Source organism: Litorivivens sp. (assembly GCF_057445395.1).
This window is the reverse complement of record NZ_JBVBUV010000041.1, coordinates 1-19614: the sequence shown is the minus strand read 5'-3', so window position 1 is coordinate 19614 and position 19614 is coordinate 1. Positions and strand designations below refer to the sequence as shown.

Annotated in this window: 22 protein-coding genes and 1 pseudogene; 7 read left to right on the top strand and 16 right to left on the bottom strand. The window is 51.7% G+C overall.

The features are described from left to right. The first annotated feature begins 39 nt into the window (after nucleotides 1–39). The 3 genes from AC222A_RS12235 to AC222A_RS12225 all read left to right on the top strand — a co-directional run bounded on the left by AC222A_RS12235 (nucleotide 40) and on the right by AC222A_RS12225 (nucleotide 2951). Nucleotides 40–1284 (top strand): malic enzyme-like NAD(P)-binding protein, encoded by a 1245-nt coding sequence (locus tag AC222A_RS12235; protein ID WP_372747426.1) that lies wholly within the window; start codon nucleotides 40–42, stop codon nucleotides 1282–1284. A gap of 95 nt (nucleotides 1285–1379) precedes the next feature. Continuing rightward, on the top strand, nucleotides 1380–2270 hold the full coding sequence (locus AC222A_RS12230; protein ID WP_372747427.1) for a TIGR03620 family F420-dependent LLM class oxidoreductase: 891 nt from the start codon (nucleotides 1380–1382) through the stop codon (nucleotides 2268–2270). Next, on the top strand, nucleotides 2271–2951 hold the full coding sequence (locus AC222A_RS12225; protein WP_372747428.1) for an SIR2 family NAD-dependent protein deacylase: 681 nt from the start codon (nucleotides 2271–2273) through the stop codon (nucleotides 2949–2951). 16 nt (nucleotides 2952–2967) lie between these two features. Here the strand turns inward: AC222A_RS12225 and AC222A_RS12220 are convergent, their stop codons facing one another. Then, the gene (locus AC222A_RS12220; RefSeq protein ID WP_372747429.1) at nucleotides 2968–3738 is read right to left on the bottom strand and encodes an SDR family NAD(P)-dependent oxidoreductase; all 771 of its coding nucleotides are present in this window, start codon (nucleotides 3736–3738) and stop codon (nucleotides 2968–2970) included. A gap of 98 nt (nucleotides 3739–3836) precedes the next feature. Between AC222A_RS12220 and AC222A_RS12215 the strand changes: the two genes are divergently transcribed. Further along, nucleotides 3837–4334 (top strand): NUDIX domain-containing protein, encoded by a 498-nt coding sequence (locus AC222A_RS12215; protein WP_372747430.1) that lies wholly within the window; start codon nucleotides 3837–3839, stop codon nucleotides 4332–4334. Here the strand turns inward: AC222A_RS12215 and AC222A_RS12210 are convergent. The 5 genes from AC222A_RS12210 to AC222A_RS12190 are packed head-to-tail and all read right to left on the bottom strand — an operon-like array spanning nucleotide 4304 to nucleotide 7604. After that, complete coding sequence (locus tag AC222A_RS12210; RefSeq protein ID WP_372747431.1) at nucleotides 4304–5641, bottom strand: MFS transporter; 1338 nt, start codon at nucleotides 5639–5641, stop codon at nucleotides 4304–4306. The two genes, AC222A_RS12215 and AC222A_RS12210, sit on opposite strands and share 31 nt — an antisense overlap. Next, a complete protein-coding gene (locus tag AC222A_RS12205; protein WP_486775039.1) occupies nucleotides 5638–6516 on the bottom strand; it encodes a hypothetical protein in 879 nt (292 codons plus the stop codon). The genes AC222A_RS12210 and AC222A_RS12205 overlap by 4 nt, the downstream gene beginning before the upstream one ends. An 18-nt stretch (nucleotides 6517–6534) precedes the next feature. Further along, nucleotides 6535–6963: a hypothetical protein gene (locus tag AC222A_RS12200; protein WP_372758860.1), complete on the bottom strand. Its 429-nt coding sequence runs from the start codon at nucleotides 6961–6963 to the stop codon at nucleotides 6535–6537. A gap of 12 nt (nucleotides 6964–6975) precedes the next feature. Next, nucleotides 6976–7392: a hypothetical protein gene (locus AC222A_RS12195; RefSeq protein WP_372764497.1), complete on the bottom strand. Its 417-nt coding sequence runs from the start codon at nucleotides 7390–7392 to the stop codon at nucleotides 6976–6978. Between the two features lie 20 nt (nucleotides 7393–7412). Further along, nucleotides 7413–7604, bottom strand: a complete 192-nt coding sequence (locus tag AC222A_RS12190; RefSeq protein ID WP_372759658.1) for a hypothetical protein — start codon at nucleotides 7602–7604, stop codon at nucleotides 7413–7415. Nucleotides 7605–8378: 774 nt separating this feature from the next. Between AC222A_RS12190 and AC222A_RS12185 the strand changes: the two genes are divergently transcribed. Next, complete coding sequence (locus tag AC222A_RS12185) at nucleotides 8379–8843, top strand: 5' nucleotidase, NT5C type (protein WP_372759657.1); 465 nt, start codon at nucleotides 8379–8381, stop codon at nucleotides 8841–8843. 267 nt (nucleotides 8844–9110) lie between these two features. Here AC222A_RS12185 and AC222A_RS12180 read toward each other — a convergent pair whose 3' ends face one another. The 6 genes and pseudogenes from AC222A_RS12180 to AC222A_RS12155 form a co-directional block, all read right to left on the bottom strand. Beyond that, on the bottom strand, nucleotides 9111–9878 hold the full coding sequence (locus tag AC222A_RS12180; RefSeq protein ID WP_372759656.1) for a metallophosphoesterase: 768 nt from the start codon (nucleotides 9876–9878) through the stop codon (nucleotides 9111–9113). A 144-nt stretch (nucleotides 9879–10022) separates the two neighbouring features. Then, the gene (locus AC222A_RS12175; protein ID WP_486775038.1) at nucleotides 10023–10298 is read right to left on the bottom strand and encodes an IS3 family transposase; all 276 of its coding nucleotides are present in this window, start codon (nucleotides 10296–10298) and stop codon (nucleotides 10023–10025) included. A gap of 107 nt (nucleotides 10299–10405) precedes the next feature. Next, complete coding sequence (locus AC222A_RS12170; protein WP_372750510.1) at nucleotides 10406–10702, bottom strand: transposase; 297 nt, start codon at nucleotides 10700–10702, stop codon at nucleotides 10406–10408. Nucleotides 10703–10752: 50 nt separating this feature from the next. Next, nucleotides 10753–11828, bottom strand: a protein-coding gene (locus AC222A_RS12165; RefSeq protein ID WP_372750511.1) for an IS3 family transposase whose coding sequence is annotated in 2 segments (ribosomal slippage) — nucleotides 10753–11579 and nucleotides 11579–11828 — 1077 coding nt in all. Because the reading frame shifts where the segments join, the coding sequence is not laid out codon by codon here. Between the two features lie 348 nt (nucleotides 11829–12176). Then, nucleotides 12177–13382 (bottom strand): cytochrome P450, encoded by a 1206-nt coding sequence (locus AC222A_RS12160; RefSeq protein WP_486775037.1) that lies wholly within the window; start codon nucleotides 13380–13382, stop codon nucleotides 12177–12179. A 139-nt stretch (nucleotides 13383–13521) separates the two neighbouring features. Then, nucleotides 13522–13776 (bottom strand): annotated as a pseudogene (locus AC222A_RS12155) (IS3 family transposase); the annotation flags it as partial. Between the two features lie 270 nt (nucleotides 13777–14046). Here AC222A_RS12155 and AC222A_RS12150 point away from each other — a divergent pair. Continuing rightward, nucleotides 14047–14820: a helix-turn-helix transcriptional regulator gene (locus AC222A_RS12150; protein WP_372749677.1), complete on the top strand. Its 774-nt coding sequence runs from the start codon at nucleotides 14047–14049 to the stop codon at nucleotides 14818–14820. 134 nt (nucleotides 14821–14954) lie between these two features. Here AC222A_RS12150 and AC222A_RS12145 read toward each other — a convergent pair whose 3' ends face one another. The 4 genes from AC222A_RS12145 to AC222A_RS12130 form a co-directional block, all read right to left on the bottom strand. Beyond that, nucleotides 14955–16316 (bottom strand): cytochrome P450, encoded by a 1362-nt coding sequence (locus tag AC222A_RS12145; protein ID WP_372749678.1) that lies wholly within the window; start codon nucleotides 16314–16316, stop codon nucleotides 14955–14957. Nucleotides 16317–16866: 550 nt separating this feature from the next. Next, nucleotides 16867–17268 carry a PaaI family thioesterase gene (locus tag AC222A_RS12140; RefSeq protein WP_372749474.1) on the bottom strand — a complete coding sequence of 134 codons (402 nt, stop codon included), beginning with the start codon at nucleotides 17266–17268 and terminating at the stop codon, nucleotides 16867–16869. 9 nt (nucleotides 17269–17277) lie between these two features. Continuing rightward, nucleotides 17278–17751, bottom strand: coding sequence for a PaaI family thioesterase (locus tag AC222A_RS12135; RefSeq protein ID WP_372749475.1), 474 nt, complete (start codon nucleotides 17749–17751; stop codon nucleotides 17278–17280). Between the two features lie 145 nt (nucleotides 17752–17896). Beyond that, nucleotides 17897–18406 (bottom strand): MarR family winged helix-turn-helix transcriptional regulator, encoded by a 510-nt coding sequence (locus AC222A_RS12130; RefSeq protein ID WP_372749476.1) that lies wholly within the window; start codon nucleotides 18404–18406, stop codon nucleotides 17897–17899. 40 nt (nucleotides 18407–18446) lie between these two features. Here AC222A_RS12130 and AC222A_RS12125 point away from each other — a divergent pair, with 40 nt between their 5' ends. Next, nucleotides 18447–19613 (top strand): efflux RND transporter periplasmic adaptor subunit, encoded by a 1167-nt coding sequence (locus AC222A_RS12125; RefSeq protein WP_486775036.1) that lies wholly within the window; start codon nucleotides 18447–18449, stop codon nucleotides 19611–19613. Nucleotide 19614: the final 1 nt, after the last annotated feature.

Genomic DNA, 19614 nt, shown 5'->3' with positions numbered 1-19614 from the left:
TGCGCCTCTTTAGGGTTATTTCAACGAACCGGACCTGCAATGTCTGAGGATTTCAAGCGCGCTGCGCTGGCGTATCACGCCGAACCGACGCCGGGGAAGATCGGCGTTCAATTAACCAAACCTGCGGAAACCCAACGGGACCTGGCCCTGGCATACAGCCCGGGTGTCGCGGAGCCCGTGCGGGAGATTGCCCGCGATCCGCAGCTGGCCTACAAATACACCGCCAAGGGCAACCTGGTTGCGGTTATTTCCGATGGCAGCGCCATTCTCGGTCTGGGCGATCTGGGTCCACTGGCGAGTAAGCCGGTGATGGAAGGCAAGGCCCTGTTATTCAAGCGTTTTGCCAATGTGGATTCCATTGACATCGAGGTCAACGCCGAAGACTCGCAGGCGTTCATCGACACTGTTGTGCGTATTGCTGATACCTTTGGCGGGATCAATCTGGAAGACATCAAGGCGCCTCAGTGTTTCGAGATTGAACGCATTCTGATTGAGCAGTGCAACATTCCGGTGTTCCACGACGACCAGCACGGCACCGCTATCGTGACGGCGGCAGGTATGCTGAACGCGCTGGAAATTCAGGGTAAAACCATCGAAGAGGCAAAAATTGTCTGTCTCGGTGCCGGCTCAGCAGCGATTGCCTGTATGCGCTTATTGGTGAGTCTGGGCGCGCAATACCATAATATTTTCATGATAGACCGTCGCGGCGTTATCTATCCCGGCCGCGAAGGCTTGAACGAATACAAAGAAGAGTTTGAAAACGATACGGATGCCCGCACGCTGGCCGATGCCATGCATGGCGCAGATGTGTTTGTCGGCCTGTCGGGCCCGGATCTGGTCAGTGACGAGATGCTGCTGTCCATGGCGCCCAAGCCGATAATTTTTGCCTGCTCAAACCCCGACCCGGAAATCAAACCGGAAACGGCGCACGCACTGCGCGACGACATTATTGTGGCCACTGGCCGTTCTGACTACCCGAATCAGGTCAACAATGTGTTGGGCTTTCCATTCATTTTTCGTGGTGCACTGGATGTTCGCGCCCGTCGCATCAATGAAGAGATGAAGATCGCGGCGGTTCATGCCATCCGTGATCTGGCTAAAGAACCCGTACCGCAAAAAGTAATTGATGCCTGTGGTTGTGGCCTTCTTGAATTTGGCCCCAATTACATTATCCCCAAGCCCGTCGATGCGCGTTTGTTGTCGAAGGTGCCAGCTGCGGTCGCGCAAGCAGCGGTTGATTCCGGTGTGGCGCAATTGCCCTATCCCGAGCATTACCCTCTCTGATCTGCGTGCTCCCTTGCGTTAACGCGAGGGGGGCACTTGCCACTAAGACCTAAGCGCGATAGCGTTTCTCCTTTGACTGCGACAAGGAGAATGCTATGGCCAAATCGACGCTTGGCAAACTGGGTGTCTGGGCCTGGGTCGATAACGCTGGGTTTGATGGTGCTGCTCAGTTTGCTCACACCATAGAAACTCTGGGCTATTCGGCACTCTGGGTGCCTGAAGCCGTAGGCAACGATCCTTTTGTTACCCTCGCCGTCATTGCGCAGAAAACCTCCACGCTGAAACTGGCAACAGGAATCGCCAATATTTATGCCCGCGATGCGATGGCTATGCAGGCAGTGCGTAAATCCCTGGATGGGCTCAGTGGCGGCAGATTGATACTCGGACTTGGCGTATCGCACCCGGAAATGGTCAGCACCTTTCGTCACCATGACTACGGTAAGCCCGTTTCTACCATGCGCCGCTACCTGGAGTTGATGGAGGGCGCGCTCTTCGCAGGCCCGCAGCCTGAGCGACAGGGCCTGCTAATGTTGGCGGCGCTGCGTCAGAACATGCTGGGGCTGGCGGCCGAAAAAGCCGACGGTGCTCACCCCTATTTTGTGCCGGTCGAGCATACCGGCCGCGCACGCGAAATACTCGGCCCTGACAAGCTGCTCGCTCCGGAACAGATGGTGTTGCTCGAAACCGACCCCACGGAGGCGCGCCGTATCGCCCGAGGCTATATGGCGACCTATATCAGCCTGCAAAATTATCGCGCCAATTTACTTTCCCTGGGCTTTGAAGAAAAAGATTTTGACGACGGTGGCTCTGACCGGTTGGTGGATGCCATTGTGGCGTGGGGTGATGAGGATGCGTTGGCGGCACGGATTCGAGAACACTGGCGGTGTGGCGCCGATCATGTCTGTATTCAGGCCCTGCGCAAGGATGGCGAAACCGGCTTTGATATGGAAACCCTGAAAAAACTGGCCCCACTGGCGACAGAATAAATGCGCGAAAAGGTTGTGGTGTTCAGTGGGGCGGGTATAAGCGCCGAAAGCGGCCTGCCGACATTTCGCGGCGCTGATGGCCTGTGGCGCAATCACTCCGTGTATGACGTTGCCACACCGGAAGCGTGGGCTCGAGACCCGCAGCTGGTGCTGGATTTCTATAACGAGCGCCGTCAGCTGTTGCGTCGGGTTCAACCTAATGCGGCGCATCGCGCATTGGCGGCACTGGAGCAGTATCACGAGGTTGTGATTGTCACCCAGAATGTGGACGACCTGCACGAGCGGGCAGGATCCAGAGGCGTGATTCATCTGCATGGGGAGCTGATGAAAGCGCGTAGCAGCGAACGGGAAACGTTGGTCTACCCATTGGGTGAGCGTGATATACAGCTCGGGGATCTGTGCGGGCTCGGCTCGCAATTGCGCCCGCACGTTGTGTGGTTCGGTGAGTCAGTGCATAACACCGATCAGGCATGCAACCATATTGCGCAGGCAGACAAATTGCTGGTAGTGGGCACTTCGTTGTCAGTCTATCCTGCGGCGGGTTTTATTACGTTGGCTCCCGATAAAACGGAGCGCTACCTGATTGCTCCGGAGGTCGACTCACTGCCAGACGGGTTTGTGTGGCTTAAGGGAACTGCTGCCGAGCAGATACCGCCTTTGCTGCAATCCTGGATGAATTGATTGGAGAATTGGCTCCTCACACGTAGCGTATAGCTCCGCCATCGATTCTTATATTCTGTCCGTTAATAAATGCAGCCCGCTCACTGCATAAGAAAACCACCAGATCCGCGACTTCCTCTCGGGTGGCCAGCCGCCCGCAGGGATTTGGAAACTCGGTTTCAACCACTTTGCGCTCAATTGTGATCCAGTCGCTGCCCCAGCCTTTTTTTTCTGCCTTCAATCGAAAGCCAGCTTCCAGCTCGGGTGTGCGGATATAACCGGGCGAAACGGTATTGACGGTAATCCCGGTGTTGCTGAGTTCCTGTGTCAGACTGACGCTCATGGTGGCCAGCGCGCCCTTGGCCGCGTAGTAGTGAGGCATGATGCGGTTAGGCTGATGACTGCCAATCGTTCCCAGATTGACAATTCTCCCCCAGCCATCCGCTTTCATTGCCGGTACCAGTGCGTCGCACAGCCGCGCCACTGACAGTACGTTTTTCTGATACATATCGAGCCAGTCACCTTCTGGGGTTTTCCCCCATTTGCCGGGGCTCGCTGTACCATAGTTATTCACCAGAATGTCGACTCGTTGCCCCAGCGCAGCAAGTTGTTCAATGACCTGTGCGCAGCCGCTTTCCGTGGCGATATCGCCGTAGACGCCGGTTGTGGCGCCGTCGAGATCGCCATCCTTGAGCCCGTGGCGAATCACTGTTGCTCCCTCATTTTCGAGGGTGTTGGCGATAATTTCACCCGTGCCGCGATGGCTCCCGGTAACAAGCGCGGTTTTACCGGTTAGTCCAAGTTCCATAATGTGTATCCTGTCAGCGTTGTTCAAAGACGAAAATAGTCTCACGATCGCCCACTGTGGCAAAATCCCCCTACACGTAAAAGCATAAGAGGTTACCAATGAACTATTGTCCCCAATGTGCCAGCCCGCTGGGAGAAGTGCTGATCGATAGTGAGATTCGCAAAGGCTGCCAGGACAAGCAGTGTGGCTTTGTGGTCTGGAATAATCCGACGCCGGTGGTGGCCATGATCGTGGAAGTGGAAGGCGGTGTTGTGCTCGCGCATAACGTGAATTGGCCAAAGACCTTCTATTCCATTATTACTGGTTTTCTCGAGGCGGGTGAGGATCCGCTGGAATGTGCCAAGCGAGAAACCAAGGAGGAGCTTAACCTGCACGCGTTAGACTCCTCACTGGTAGGTGTCTATGCCTTTCCACAGCAGAATCAGGTGATCATTGCCTATCACATAAAAGCTGCCGGCGAGATCAAACTCAATCATGAGCTGGATGACTATAAGATCGTGCCAGTGAATGAGTTAAAGGGCTGGAGTATGGGCACTGGCCTGGCTATCAACGATTGGCTTGCCGCTCAGGGGATTACCCCCGAACTGGCTTTCTGAGCTGCTTCGGCTTCTTCTTCGAGATCGCTTTCCTTAGGGTCGAAGAAGAGGTCGTCGAGAGTTTTCTCATCTTCGTCGTATTCTTCGTTCCTGGGGTCGAGTTCAACCATGACTGGCAAGACATCCGGCGATACGGCGACAAAATCTTCTTGCTCATCCGGGCTCAAAGCCGGTACTCGCTGCAGGTCGCGCAAGATGAAAACCACCAGCAATCCCAGCAGTAAACTATTGGTTACGTAGAAGCCGTTGGCGCCAATAGCGTTCATAACACCCGCGTTCAGCAGTGGGCCAATCAGGTTGCCAATGCCGTAAGCGGTCAGTAGGGTCGCGCTGGCGGCAACAATCTGGTTTTGTGTCATTCGGTCATTGGTGATGGCCACGGCGATCGAATAGATCGAGGCCGCAAGGCCAAAAAATACTGCGGTAAAGGCACATAGCCAGAGAAAACTCAGATCGCCAATCAGAAAAACTGCGGCGCCTGCGAGGCCGGCAATGAGAGTGGCTACCAGCATGACCCGGGCGCGATCATGGCGGTCGCAAAAATAGCCGATGGGGCCGGCAATGATCATTGCCGAGAGGATGGCCACCGCCATATACACGGAGATCTGTTCGACATCGAGGCCGGTACCTGTGGCATACACCGGCGCCATCGCATAGAAACCGCTCATCACGACGCCGTTTAGCAGTGACGCAATAACGCCCAGTGGTGCTTCTCGATAGACCTCCACCATGGGTAGAGCCTCTACCGCTTCAATGTTTGGAGAGTGCATATGACTCATGGCGAGCGGGATCAGCGATGCCACCAGCAGTATTGCTGCGATGCTGAAGGGGACAGCTGATTCTGGCGGGGCCACCTGTAGCAGAAGCTGGCCGCCCGCTACTGCGGAATAAAAGAAGATCTGGTACATAGAAAAAAGGCGTGCGCGGTTGCCTTCGGTTGCTACGCAGCTGAACCAGCTTTCCACGGTCATGATCAGGCCTGCAGCGGCGATGCCGCTGAAAAAACGCAGCACGCTCCAAAGCCAAACAGATTGCCACATGGGATAAATCAGCGCGGCTATGGCGATAGCTGCGGAAAATACGGCGAAGGCGCGAATATGGCCAACACGTTGAATGATTCGCTGGCAGACGCGCGAGCCAATTACAAAGCCGAGCGCGAAGAAAAATAGCACCGAACCAATGGTCATGGAGTCGATACCGCTCAGGCTCATGCGTACGCCCAGCAAAGAATTTACGAATGCATTGCCACTGGCGAACAGCACAACACTGAGAATCAGGGATGATAAGGCGACGACAATTCTAGTCATTGATAGTAAGCGCGATCTATTCCGTGTTCGTGATTTAACTCTAAGACGACGTCTGCGGTATGTGGCAGGTCGGAGAGGTTGGCCTCTGTGAGGCGTTGATAGTGCTGAATAAAGCGTGCAATCTCGTCGGCGCTCATCAGCCCTTTGCCGTCGGGATTGCGCGAAGCAAGCTTGCGCTCCTGCTCCAGTCGCCAATGATACACACAACTGAAGTCTGGCGCTTTCAACAGTGCCATTGTATGCAAACGCTGAAATAGTTGCTGGTAATTTTGCAGACTGCGATTTACAAATGCCCGCCAGTGACCCTCAGGGTCTTCCTCGGCTTCAAGCGCGTTGACCGGTGTTTTCAGTGCTTGCGCCGGCTGGGGCCGGGAGCCTACGCACCAACCTTCGAGTATGACCATGTCCACTTTGCCGGTGACTGCGGGCCAGGTGTGAGCCGGTGCGCGATCATCGCAACTTTTGTCAAAGCGGGGGATGGCGGTGGATTCGCCGCGCTGCTGTGCGCATAGTCGGTCGAGAATATTCATGCCCAGCGCCACATCGTGGGTTCCGGGCACGCCCCGGGTTTGCAGCAGCGGGTGAACGGTTTGCGCGAGCGATTGGCGTTCGGCGCGGGTGAGGTAGAGGTCATCGATAGACAGCACGGCAACATTCCAGCCGTGCTCCTCACCCAGAAAACGGGCCAGAAAGTCAGCGAGCGTGGATTTTCCCGAACCCTGGCAGCCATTGATGCCCAGCAAGTGAGGGCTGCGCTTATGATTGCTCAGCCAGTCAAGCAGAGGGAAATAGTGCGTTTGGGCCAAATGGACAAAAGCAGGTGGTAGCTGGTGATCGGCGGCAAAACGGTTGAGCCCTTCGAGTCTCGCGGTCAATGGGTGCTCCCGGCTGGCCTACTGGCGTATAAAGGCGCGGTGATCCTCGTCAGTGGCGCTTTCCTTGCACTCACCGGTGACAAGCGATTGACTGAAGCCGATCTGTTGTCTGACCACAACATAGCCTTGTCGGCAGTAACCCGTCACCCGAATTTTTTCGTCGATCAGATTCAGCACCCGGGTTTCAATGTGGGCTTTTTCCTTTTCTGCGGAGTAGGGTGCCATTTCTGGCGGACTGTTCATATCGCGGGTTTCGTTGGCATCGAAAACGAGTTTTGGTTTTTGCGGCTGGCTGGAGGGGGTATCTAGCCGATAATCGAACATCTTGCTGCCATCAGCCAGAATACGCGGCTGAAAGGTTTCGGTTTCGTCGTCGCGCAACTGGCTATTGCTGCAGGCAAGCAGCAGCCCACACAAGGTCAGCATAATAACGGTATGTGCCTTCAATGCCCTCTCCTTCTATTTCCCGTCTGCGGCAAATCGGGAGCGATCCTCGGCTGTTGCCGCCTCTCGGCATTCACCGCGCAGTGATGCATTGGCGTAGCCGACGAGGGAGTCAAGTGTGTAGAAACCCTCTCGGCAATAGCCGGTTTCTTCCAGTTTGCGCGCAACTGCGCTATTTAAGTAGCGCTGGTTTTTCTTGCGCAATTCTTCGGCGCTGTACACGTCGCGGCCGTCTGTAAACCCACCAGATTGGTCATAGGGTAGCAGGGTGCGAAGTTTTTCTCCCCGTGAAAATTCATAGAAAAACAGTTTGGTGCCGTTGTCTAGAATACTGGTTCGGAAGCGCTCGTCGACGCCCCCTTTGCTGGGTGCGCTGGAACAGCCATGCAACAAAGCAAGGCTCAAGCCGAACGCAAGGAGTACTGGATGCAAATCAACCTCTAAAAATTTGTCTAACCGATGGACATTGCCAGCATACGGCTTAGCTGGCACAACTGCCAGCCGCTCTCGGCGTGCATGGCATTGAACGCGTCCTGAATTTTGCGAAGATCGCGCTGTGCGGTCGGGTTGTCTCTGTCGATCACGCCGTTGAGTTTGAGCGCTGCGCAAACATCGCGACTCAGGATAAATGTGTCCTTGCCCAAAAAATTATGCGACCCATTAAAACGTATGTTTTTGCTGGGTGAATGAGTGAACTGCCGGTTTCATAGGTGTTTTCTGCCGATGCTGTATGGATATTTGCATACTAATTCAGTGATACAGAATTTTCTAACGTACTGGCACAGCAAAACGTAGCTCCAAGGGGAATTTTGGATACATTTTTTGCTATTTGCATTCTAGGGCTAGGGGCTAAATCAGAACCTCATAGCCACTGAAATCAGCAAGTGGTTGGATGGCAGCAAAGGCCTGTCTTTACGAAAAGACCGGGCTATGTCTATGGTCTTGTGGTCGTAGCCGGCTATTGATCTGAAGAACGGTGAGCACCAGGTTTTGTATTGGCGCCATATCGGCCTTTGCTAGGAGTTTTACCCGCTTGGGCGCTAGAGCTGCATTTGCGTTCCGTTTTTTTGAGCGCGCTTGTAGTCTTTGTTTGTTTTTGAGTTCGGTTTTTTTCCTGATTCATCGGTTGGTTTTTTTCATAGTATGAATCTCCGTTGAATGGAGATTTCATACTATTGCTGTGGTCAGAGCGCGGTAGGAAGTAAATGGGCGGCGTCCAGTTCTATAGAATTCATCTTTCGCTTTTTAGCGCGAAGGAAATAAAAACCGCTGAAAGAAAAATATCACTCTGGTAATTTCTCTGCCGTTGCGTCACATGATGGACCAGCCGATACTAAGTGTAAGATCACCGTCATTTCCGGTGTTGGTGCGACTACGCAATCGAGAGTGGTATCTCAACACGTTAAAAGGAGGAGTCTATGGAGCACCGGATTGTGTATATCGATATGGATGGTGTGCTCTGCGACTATGCTTCAGCGGCACGAGAGGCCATCGAATCCCGTCCGGACATCACATACCCACAAAGCATCCCAGGAATTTTTGAAGGACTGGCGCCGATAGAAGGGGCTATTGAGGCGTATCACTGGTTTCAGAATCACCCCCAACTAAAGGTCTATATCCTGACCGCACCCTCAGTCCGTAATCCTGCCTGCTATACCGAGAAGCGGGTATGGGTAGAAAAGCATCTAGGACTACCGGCGACGTACCGGTTGATCCTTAATCCCAACAAATCCTTGAATCTCGGTGATTATCTAATAGACGATCACACCAGTGGTAAAGGGCAGGAGGGGTTCACCGGTAAGCTCATACACTTCGGTAGCGTTGAATTTCCGAACTGGCCAGGGGTGATCCAGTACTTCAAAGAACAATACGGCGACTCTTGATTGGAGATCACGTCTAGTAAACGTGTCTGCGGGTTAGAGACATCGGAAATACCTTTTCTCACGACGTATTCTCCACTGGAACCGGCCACACCCCTCTCATAGTCATTCTGCTATTAATTGTCGGGTCATCAAAATTATGACGTTCGTGCGGGCTTTCATGTCAGGTAAAATAGAGCGGTTAATTGATACTGCGCCGCGCTGCTTTCGGTACTGAAAACGCGTAGATGCGAGATAATCATCATGATGCCGTCAAGACGCCGAGGGTGGCTAGTAGGCCGACAGTAATGGTGCCGTAGGAGATGCAATATCTACCAACGTAAAACCGCCGCGCCGGATTGTTCGCCTTAGGAAGGCACCAGTTTCAATCCAATGCCGATTCCCGACACTAAGGGGTTTAAAAGCTGCGGGCACTGAGTGCCCCTGAAAGAGGGCGGTCAAATCCGGAATGGTACTAGGCCCCCTCGATTCCCCCGTCGTGCTATGAGCCGTCTGCTTGAAGTTCCACAATGCCTGATAGAGCAGCTCACTATCGAGTTGCCCATAATCAAGATGATCGGTAAACGCCTTCCAGGTTGCAAAGCCTTCAGGCAAATCGGCATGGACCATGCCGACGTCACCCAAAGCGGTTTCAACGGTTATCGCAATCGGCAAGCGCGTCAGGGACTCGGCCAGTAATGCATACTCCGATTCAGCCACATCCCAAATCCAAAGGTCATCTCCCGAAATGAAAAACCGTTGCGATTCACCCGGCAGTGTTTTGTGGTTGTGGCACACGAGGTGATGTGCTTCGTGATTCCCCAATACTGAGTGAAACCACGGTTTCTTAAGCCACTGCACCGCCTCCATCGAGTCCGGGCCTCGGTCGACCAGATCACCGAGCGCAAAAAGCCGATCATGAGATTCGTTAAATCGGATAGCTTGCAGCGCTGATTCCAACGCGGCGAATTCGCCGTGGATATCGCCAACCACGATGTCGCGGCCGAGTCCATTGCGTGGGAAGTATTGGTGGCGGTAAGGAAATTTAATCGGTCCCATCCGGTGTGTAGATTTGCAGCCTAGATTGACCCACAAGTTGCGATGAATATTGATCCGCTTCCTTTTTAGCTAATTCATATAAAACAATAAGATGCTGAAGGCTAAATGGATCACTGTGATCTGCAAATATTCGTCTGAAATGGATCATTTTCGTGTGCAATTCAACACCCAGCATTCATTTCGCGCCTTAGCTGGGATTTGTTGGTGTTTGCGGTGTGATGCACTCACGTTACGCCTTGGCCTTTTAGGCCTTAACTGCAAGCCTTCCAAGCAGTATAGCCGGTGAATTCGCTTCTTGTTAAAGTGATAACCTTCTCGACGTAATTGAACGTGTACGCGTTTATAGCCATAGCGCACACGACTGCGCGCAATGTCTTTAATACGCGAACGTAGCCAGTCCTGTGGATCGCGCTTTGGCACATAGCGAAAAGCTGTTCGCGATATGCCAACCAAACGACAAGCTCGCCGCTCGCTAATGCGGTGTACAGAGATTAAGTGGCGTGCCGCTTTTTTTCGAGTCGACACGCCTACCACTTTCGGCCAGCGACCTCCTGCAGCATCGCTTTGTCCAGGCTCAGATCAGCAACTACGCGCTTGAGACGTTCATTCTCCTCGCGCAGCTGTTTGAGCTCGCGGAGCTGATCTGGCTCCAGCCCACCGTAGTCCTTCTTCCAGCGGTAAAATGTGCCTTCCGCAATACCTAGTTTGCGACAAACTTCATCAACTGTCATGCCAGCTTCGTGCTGCTTAACAGCCGTCATGATTTGCTCTACTGAATATCGTTTCCTTTTCATGATTTCAGGCCTCCCAAGTGCCCAATTCATGTCCAAAACTCACCGTCAGTATGGTACTTTTTTCTGGGAGCCCCTCAAATTTACGCCGCCCGTTGAGCAAATACAAAAGGCGGCTGATAGTTCAAGGCACTGTGTGGGCGAATGGTGTTGTAGTGATGCCGCCACTGATCGATTTCCACACACGCCTCGTCCAAAGTTCGAAACCAATGTCTGTTTAGGCATTCGTTCCGAAATTTACCGTTCAAGCTTTCTACAAACGCATTCTGAGTGGGTTTGCCAGGCTGAATAAAACCAAGCACCACACCTGACTCGCGACTCCAAAAGAACATCGCTTTGCTCGTAAACTCAGTGCCGTTGTCACATATGATTTTTGTTGGCTTGCCGCGCTCTGCGCAAAGTTGATTTAGGAAGCGACTCACCTGCCGACCACTGATCGAAATTGAAACTAGTTGACCGACCATCTCACGTGAAAAGTCATCAACGATATTCAGTACTCTAAAGCGACGACCGTTGCTTAGCTGATCAGACACGAAATCCATCGACCACCGCTGATTGACGGCGCTTGGCACTTCCATTGGCTGACGGGGTCGCTGCAGTTTCTTGCGTTTCTTGGTGCGCACTTGCAGGCCTTCCTCAGTGTAGATCCTGTAGGTTCGCTTTCGGTTAACGACCAGCCCTTCGGCCTTGAGCATGCCATGAAGCAGTAGATAGCCGTAGGCAGATTGCTGCACCGCCAACTCCTTCAAGCGGCACCTGAGCGCTGCGTCATCGCGAGGCCTAGACTGATAGCGATAAGCCGTCCGGCTTATGCTGGCCAGCGCACATGCTGTTCGCTCACTAAGCCTGTACTCCGCAATCAAATGGCTAGCCACTTGTTTACGGCCTGCAGGCTTCACCACTTTTTTGAGAGAACATCCTTCATCGCCTCGTTCTCAAGCAGCTTCTCAGCTAATAGCTTTTTGAGTTTACTGTTCTCAAATTCGAGCTCCCGGAGTCGCTTGGCCTCATTAACCTCTAAGCCAGCGTACTTGCTGCGCCAGTTATAGAAGGTTCCCGAGGATATATTGAGCCCACGACAGATTTCGTCAACTTTAGCCCCAGCCTCGTGCTCCTTGATGGCCTTGATAATTTGTTCTTCGGTATATCGTTTCTTCATTTTGAGATCTCCACCCCGTTAGGTTAACTGGAAATCTCATCTTGGTCATGGCTCTAATATTTGGAGATAGGTCACGTCGATCATGCGTTGACGCAGGGGGCTGATAGGTTTGGTAGACTGAGACATGGGTCCTTCTCCTGTGTTGGGGTTGCTGGTGTGGCAACTACAACTTCAACACAGAAAGGACCCATCTTCGAACTATCGGTCATCGTGCAGGGCTTGCTACCGTTTACCGCGGTAGCGGTTTAGTTCATTGACCCCTAGCGGCCATAGCGCGAACAGCCACGACTGGTTAAGGCCTGGCAATTATCGGACAGTCAATTAGACAACCCTGCGGCGTTCATGGCGTCATACTTTACGAATCATGGGTAGCTTTATCCACCCGCGCAGAACTGGTACGGGAATGCGCAAACCCTCTTCAGGTTTTAACTCAAAGCCAGGGAGCACGTCTACCAGATGCTCAAAGGCTATTTGTGCCTCAAGTCTTGCCAGGGCTGCACCCATGCAAAAATGCACCCCCTTTCCCAGTGACAAATGATCATTAGGGCTTCGCTCAATAATGAAACTTTCCGGGCTTTCAAAATGTCTCTCATCCCTGTTGGCTGAGGCGAACATTATCCAGACATTGTCATTTTCCCTAAGTTTCTTCCCTTTGTATTCAATATCTCGAGTTACTCGACGGAAGAGCCCATTTACCGGCCCTACGTAGCGAAGTGCTTCTTCGACAAATTGAGGAATCAGTGCTTTATTATTTTTCAGCTTCTCAAGTATCTCGGGTTGCTCCTGGAGTACAACCGCAGCGTTTGTTATTAAATTCGTGGTTGTCTCGTTGCCGGCAATCCACAACAATTTACAAAACCCTAAAAGTTCATTCGGCTTTAGCTGCTCGCCATCTTCATCCGCCAATTTAACGAGCGACGAAATCAAGTCACCTGCAGGGTTGAGTCGCTTTTCCTCAATGATTTCGGATAAAGTGTCGTTCATTTCAGTTGTGGCGTTAAAACGCTGTTTTTCTGTATAGCTTCCGCCGACACCAACTCCCAATGCCTCATTCCAAAATTTAAGCCGCTCGTAATATTCCAAAGGAATTCCCAAAAGCTTTGCAATAACTGCCACCGGTAATGGACTTGCAAAATCTTTGTAGAGGTCCAACTCTCTTCCTTCGGAAGATTTGTTTTGTAAGTCAGAAATCAATTGATCGGCGATTCCACGTATCTCAGATTCCAATTGCGTTATGCGGCGCGATGTGAAGCTTCTGGCAAATATAGAGCGCAACCTGGTATGTTCTGGCGGGTCGTTTTGAATCATCGGCAAAAAGCCTACTACGTCCTCAGCTGAAGTATCATCCATTCGCAAACCACCGCCAGGGCCGCTCGAAGATGAAAAGTCTTCCGGCCGCTTTGCGAAATTATCCACGTCCTCATAGCGAGTAACCACCCAAAAGTTGAATTCCTCGCTCCAATACAGCGGGGCTTCCTCTCTCAGCTGTTGCCAGTACGGCTCTGGATTGTCGATATAATTCGGATCCAGCATGGGAAATAATTGTGTTGCCACGGCCTTCTAGCTCCTGCTAATCAATGTGTCGGACTTTCCAACTCCAAATATAGCAATAGAAACCTTGCGCTAAAATAGGTATATCTGACCGAATGATGGAGATGTGTGATCTGGACGCGCACCGCCTTTATAGGGGGGCTTTCATGGTTTTGGCAACCCGATGTATCCCGCAGGTTTCTCCGACTTCGCGCAAATCCAGGAATACCCGTGGGGAGCCATAAACGCCCCGGCTTGCTGCATACGATGACCGGGTTAACGCCGGCACCCATAAATCTTCCATTGCCCCATCAGATAGCGATATTTGCGGCCATTGGTAGAAGCCGGCTCGTGCAACATTCAGTGAAAGACACATCGTTGTTACCGCAAATTCATACCGGTGTGCATTGACGAACTGGCGACTGAAAGTCCTTTGTCAACTACTTGGCGAACGGCCTCGTCCTTGAATTTCGGGGTATATCGTTGACTGCTCATATGACTTCCTCCTATGCTCAAGAATAGCGCGGAAGTGTCTATCTTTCTCGGGGAAGTCCAAACAAACATTCCTCCGACGAATGGTGTAATATGACCAATTGATGGCTATTTGTGATATACAATATAGGGCAGGCCACCCGATTATTTATGCTGGATAGAATAAGCCATCTTTTTTTAAAGCCAAGTACAGTTTATGAAAGAAGAAGGGAATTTCCGTGTAGACCTTGTCAGTTGCGAATATGTTTGGGTAGACAAGAATATTGGCAACGTTCCCATGAACACCAAAGAGTGGTGTCTTTACTACAATGCCGAGGTTACCGCGGCTCTGCAGTATGAAGGTCGCCAAATTTTTCTTGAGCCAAATTGGATCTATTTAATACCGCCGCATACGGAGGTATACGGCACGCTACTTTCATCGTCTTTCCAGTTGGTACTTTATTTTTACCTGCCATCGATTCACCTCAATATAGAACCTGGTATCTATAAGGCTCCTGCGATTGACATAGTGATTGATCGGGTTACTCGGCTTAGTTCCATGGCAGAGAAAGATCGATACGGCTTAATTGGACAACTTTATAGCAACCTTTTAGTTAGTTACACCTTAAGCCAATTGGATATCACGTTATCCCAAAGAACGGTAATCGATCATCGCATTCAAAAATCAGTCGCCTACCTGAATCAGTCTTACACACAGAATATCGCCATTGAAAATCTGGCTAACAGTCAGAATATGACAAGGGAGGCATTTAGTCGCTTGTTCAAGAAAGAGCTAGGTAGGCCACCTTTCGATTACATTAGCAACCTAAGAATGAACAAAGCACGGCTGCTTCTTCAGAATTCAAATCAGTCGATTAAGTCAATCGCGCAAGCGGTGGGATACAGCGATCAATACAATTTTTCTAGGCTATTTAAAAAGCATTATGGCATGTCACCAAAAGCTTACAGGCTATCCCATCCTAAAGAATAAACTGGGGTATGAGATGCAAAGCATCTGCGAAGCTCACTCGAACCCATGCCTCATACCACAGAAAAGTCCGGCGAACCACGCCAAAATTGTGCTGGTGCGATGGTTTGGCCTACAGGGAGGCCTCCGCAGACGTATTACCCTAAACGCTTCAAATGCAGTGGCAGATCATCCGCTGGCTTGGGCAGTGGAACGGTCTGAAGTTTTTCACCGGAATCAGCCGCCAATGAGAACTCATAGCGACGCAGAAACTGGTGTAAAAAGTTCTTGGTCTGTGTCAACGCGAAGTGCATGCCGATACATTTATGAGCGCCGCCGCCGAAGCCGACAAAACTGAAGGGGTGGCGCTTGTGCTCGTTGCGAGGCTCCAGCCAGCGCTCAGGATCGAAGGTATGAGGATTATCCCAGTACTCGGCCATACGGTGGGTATACTGGGGCACCAGAAACAGAAGGGTGTTGGCAGGGATGCGGTAACCGCCGAGTTCGCAGTCGCGAATTGTTCTCCGCTGCGCCACCATCGCTGAGGGATGCAGTCGCAGGGTTTCCTTCACCGCCGCGTCGGCCAGTGGCATCTTTTCGAGATCGTCGTAATCCAGAAACTCCTTGTCGATCGACGCCGCTTCCTCGCGCAAGCGCTGCTGCCACTCGGGATTCTCCCCGAGATGCAGCATCAAGTGACTAAGGGCACTGGTAGTGGTGTCGTGCGCTGCGAAGAGCAGGAAGCTCATGTGCGCGATGATGTCTTCGTCGCTGAAGTATTCACCGTCCTCAGTGGTTTCCCGGGTGAAGTAACTGAAGGTATCGATGCCTTTGCCGCGGCGTCGCTCCTCGATCAACGAACCGAAGAACTCCTGCAAATGGCGCTGGGCCTTTTTACCCCTGGCGTATTTAGTGCCGGGTATTTCCTTGGCGAAAAACCCCAGCAGGCCATTGGCGATGTCCAGGAAGGCATGATTCAAATTGGCGGCGCGATCATCGTCCTTGTCCAGCCCGACAAAAATTGTAGCGGCCACGTCCAACAGGGCCTGTTTTATGGCTGGGAAAAACAGGAAGTCTTCGCGACCGTCCCAGCCTTCCACAGCCTCCTTGAGCATAGGCCCCATAGTGCCGAAGTAGCCGCGCATGGCTTCGGTCTTGAACGCGCTCTGCATAATGCGGCGCTGGAAGCGATGCTCGCCGTGATCCCGCAGCAGCAGCGCTCCTTTGTAGAAGCGACCCAGAGTGCGCGCGTACCCCATCTCAGCGGAAAAATTCTTATCCTTGTCGAGGTAAACCTCCCCGTAGAGATCCGGCCCGATCAGCAGCACTCCCTTGAGGTACGCCACTCCTAGCCGCGATACTGGCCCGTAGCGGCAATACTGTCGGTCGATGGTGCCGTAAAGATCCGTCACCATCTCGAAGAAGTGCCCTATAACGGGAAGGCCAAAGGAGCCTGGAATGTGTTTCAGGTCGTGGTTGTCCGCGGCCTGCTTGTAGTTGTCCAATTCGGCAACGCTCATAATAGAATTCTTCACCTGTCTGGGGGTGTCGACACGGTTGTGCGGACACATCAAAAATTAGCTGCGGCCCTCTGCTTAAAAACCGCCTTCTGGCCCGCTGAAAGAGAACAGTTCACCCGGTCGTCCTACGAACTTTCCGTTTTCCCGTAATTGGTGACAGCCCAATGATTGGACTTGTGGATCCAATACAAGCGGGACTTTCGCCCTCAACTGTTGCGCGTACTGCGCAGGATCAACGGTATTATTGGGATCCAGCATGGGAAATGAATTTTGGCCATGCGCTTTTAGCTCGCGCCCCCAAAGTGTTGGCCTTTTCACTTGGGTAATCTAGCAACAGGCACCTCGAAAAAAAATAGAGGCATTTGATCTAAAGATGGATACTTGTGATATGAAGGGTGTGGTGAGATGTGTTTATTCAGTCAGTAAAGATCACGCTTTGTCATGACGACAAAAGCAGTTTTGGTGAACGCTTAGGGCAACTCTTATAAAAAGCCTCAATCGGGATTGCAATTGAAGTGGATGCCCCGGACTTTCTGCAGACCATGAGTTACTACTTTCCTGCGAACGTTAATGATGCCATTGCTGTTGGTTCATCCGGAGAGTTTTGCCACACAACAGCGCTGACCGTATGAACACGTTTTCCGCTTCGAACGACAGTGGCACGGCTAAACAAACTTTTATCACCTAAGGCTGGACGAAGGTAGCTCGTGTTTATAGAAAGCAATGCGCACTCGTTAGTCTTGGCAGAATTTATGACGGCGAGCGTCCCGGTCAGCTCAAGAACACCTGAAACTACGCCTCCGTGCCAGGCACGCAAAAGTGGGTTACCCGTAAAAACATTCTGCCACCGGGTTACGCACTCCGTCTCTGGTATTGAAGTAATTATTTCGGTCCCGTAGTTACGGGCATAAGGCGTTTCTTCAAGAAAATCGATAAGCTTTTGGTTTATCATTCGGCGTGCCTACGTTATTTCCATGCCAAGCACGGGGCCCGGCGTGTCAGATTTAAATATGCCAACAGCGTTGCAGCACATTATTTTTGAATTTACCTGATAAGCCGCCGCACCAACATAGATAAAATCCTCCGCATATTGATAGCAACTAGCTTCGATAACCAAGCCCCGCCCAGGCTCAGGTTTGCGCATGTAATCGATTCTTAGATTCACGGTCGCGATGGCTGCCGGCTTGCCGAGATGAAGCATCACCGCACAGCCGCAGGCGCTATCAATGGCCGTCGCTATTGCGGTTGTATGAAGACTGCCATTTTCTATTGAGTCAGCATGCTTACTCTGAAAAGGAAGATGAATTCTAGCGATATCTCCCTCTATATTTTGGAGCGTCAATCCAAGGTCACGATGCGTACCAATATGCGTGAAGAACATATCAAATAACTTTTCAGTGCTGCCAATACCAGTTTTTCCTTGCTCAAACACCATATCTTCCTCATTTAGATATTTAATAAGGCTCCGGATGCTCGAGGCATGCCTGGCATAGCATCGGCAGCTGCACGCAAGTCACAGCGTAGCGGAAATAATTATTACTAAAAGTTATTGCATCTTCTCTGTCTGCCCGAACCTGCAATCAGGTAAGCTCACGGACGCCGACCATACGCGGCATCAACGAACCCATTTCGCTAACCCCATCATTTTCAATCTCTGCCTTACCGATTAAATTTTCGCGGACCTTGGCTAACATAGCGGTAAATTGCTCGCACTGCTTGACACTAAGCCCGCGCAGGGCGTCGGAGTAGAGTCGTATTGATTCTGCACGCATTGGCGCGACCAGCCGATCAAATGCTTTTGTGATGTAGATAAGATTGGCCCGCCTGTCTTCAGGGTGTGGACGTCGCTCAATTAAGCCCTTTTCCTGGAGGCGGTCGACAACTTTACCCAGCGTGGCCCTGTCCATATCCGCCAATTTCGCAAGATTAGTCTGGGTGTACCCATCTTCCCGATAAAGCTGTGCAAGCACAAACCACTGTGCTCGCGTCAAACCCAAGTGTCTGATTCGCGCATCGAAGGCCCGCCTCATCAGCCGCGCTGCATCGTCTAGCAGGTACCCTAAATTCCACTCCAAGTCCTCTCGCTTCATGGAATAACCTCTGTTTACATATGTTATGTATACTTATAGTATGTACAACGCCTTATTGCAAGAGGGTATTCCATTGCGCCTTATCAGCAAATCGATTTTTCTTGTGTCGCTGCCACTGATCGCCGCTTTTCATAGTGGCAAAGCATTTGCATCGGCAGAGAACGAAATTACTGAGCAAGCACCGCCATCCGAGCACTCTCAACCATCCCAATTCGCCTTACATACCGTCACTACTGAAAACGTTGTAAAACCCATTTTGGCAACCGGTACGATAATGGCTGCAAAATCCAGCAATATTGGCCCCAAGATCGAAGGAACGATTGAGGAAATCTATGTGCGCGTTGGCGATCGAGTGAAAGCTGGCGACGCCTTGTTTCGAACGCGAGACGTCGTACTCAGGTTACAAAAGCAGGAACTCGCTGCTTCATCCGCCCTATATGCGGCCGAATTTCGAAAGGCAAAGATTGAATTTAATCGGGTCTCCAATCTGCGCAACAAGGGGGTAGCTTCAGCAGCGCAATTTGACACCTCGGCCGCCGCTTTAGAAACTGCGAGAGCCCGTGTCGATATTACAAAGTCAAAACTCGCCCAGGTCGAACAGAGTCTTGAAGATGCTATTGCCCGCGCGCCCTACACCGGCGTAATCACCGAACGGTTTGTGGACGAAGGCGTTTTCATCTCAAGCCGAGCCTCAGGCATGGGAAACTCGGCCGTGGTCCAGGTAAAAAAAGCCGATCCTGTCGTAGCCGTCTGGAGTATAGCTGCCAAGTACTTACCCGAAATCACGTTAGGCACGAAAGTCGAAATCCGTATCGATGGTATACCGGATGTAATTGAATCTGAGATTCACATTATTAACGACCGAATCGATATAGCCTCTCGGTCGATTGACGCACGTTCAGTTATCACCAATGACGGCTACAAAATCAAACCGGGCCTTTTCGCGCGAGCCGAGATTTTTCCCAAGCCGCACAAAGTCGTTCTCCTCCCCCGTTCTTTATTGCGTGGCCCGCCCAACGACCCCTATGTCTTGCTCTACGAAGATGGCAAGGCAAGAATACGCCACTTAACAACACGTGACCACAACACTGATTCGGTTGAGGTGCTTAGTGGACTGGAGGCCGGCATGCGCGTATTGCCGCGCTCGCACCTAACTAACGTTTCCGACGATCTCGGCGTAAAGAGACGAGAAGGATTGGAAAACTGAT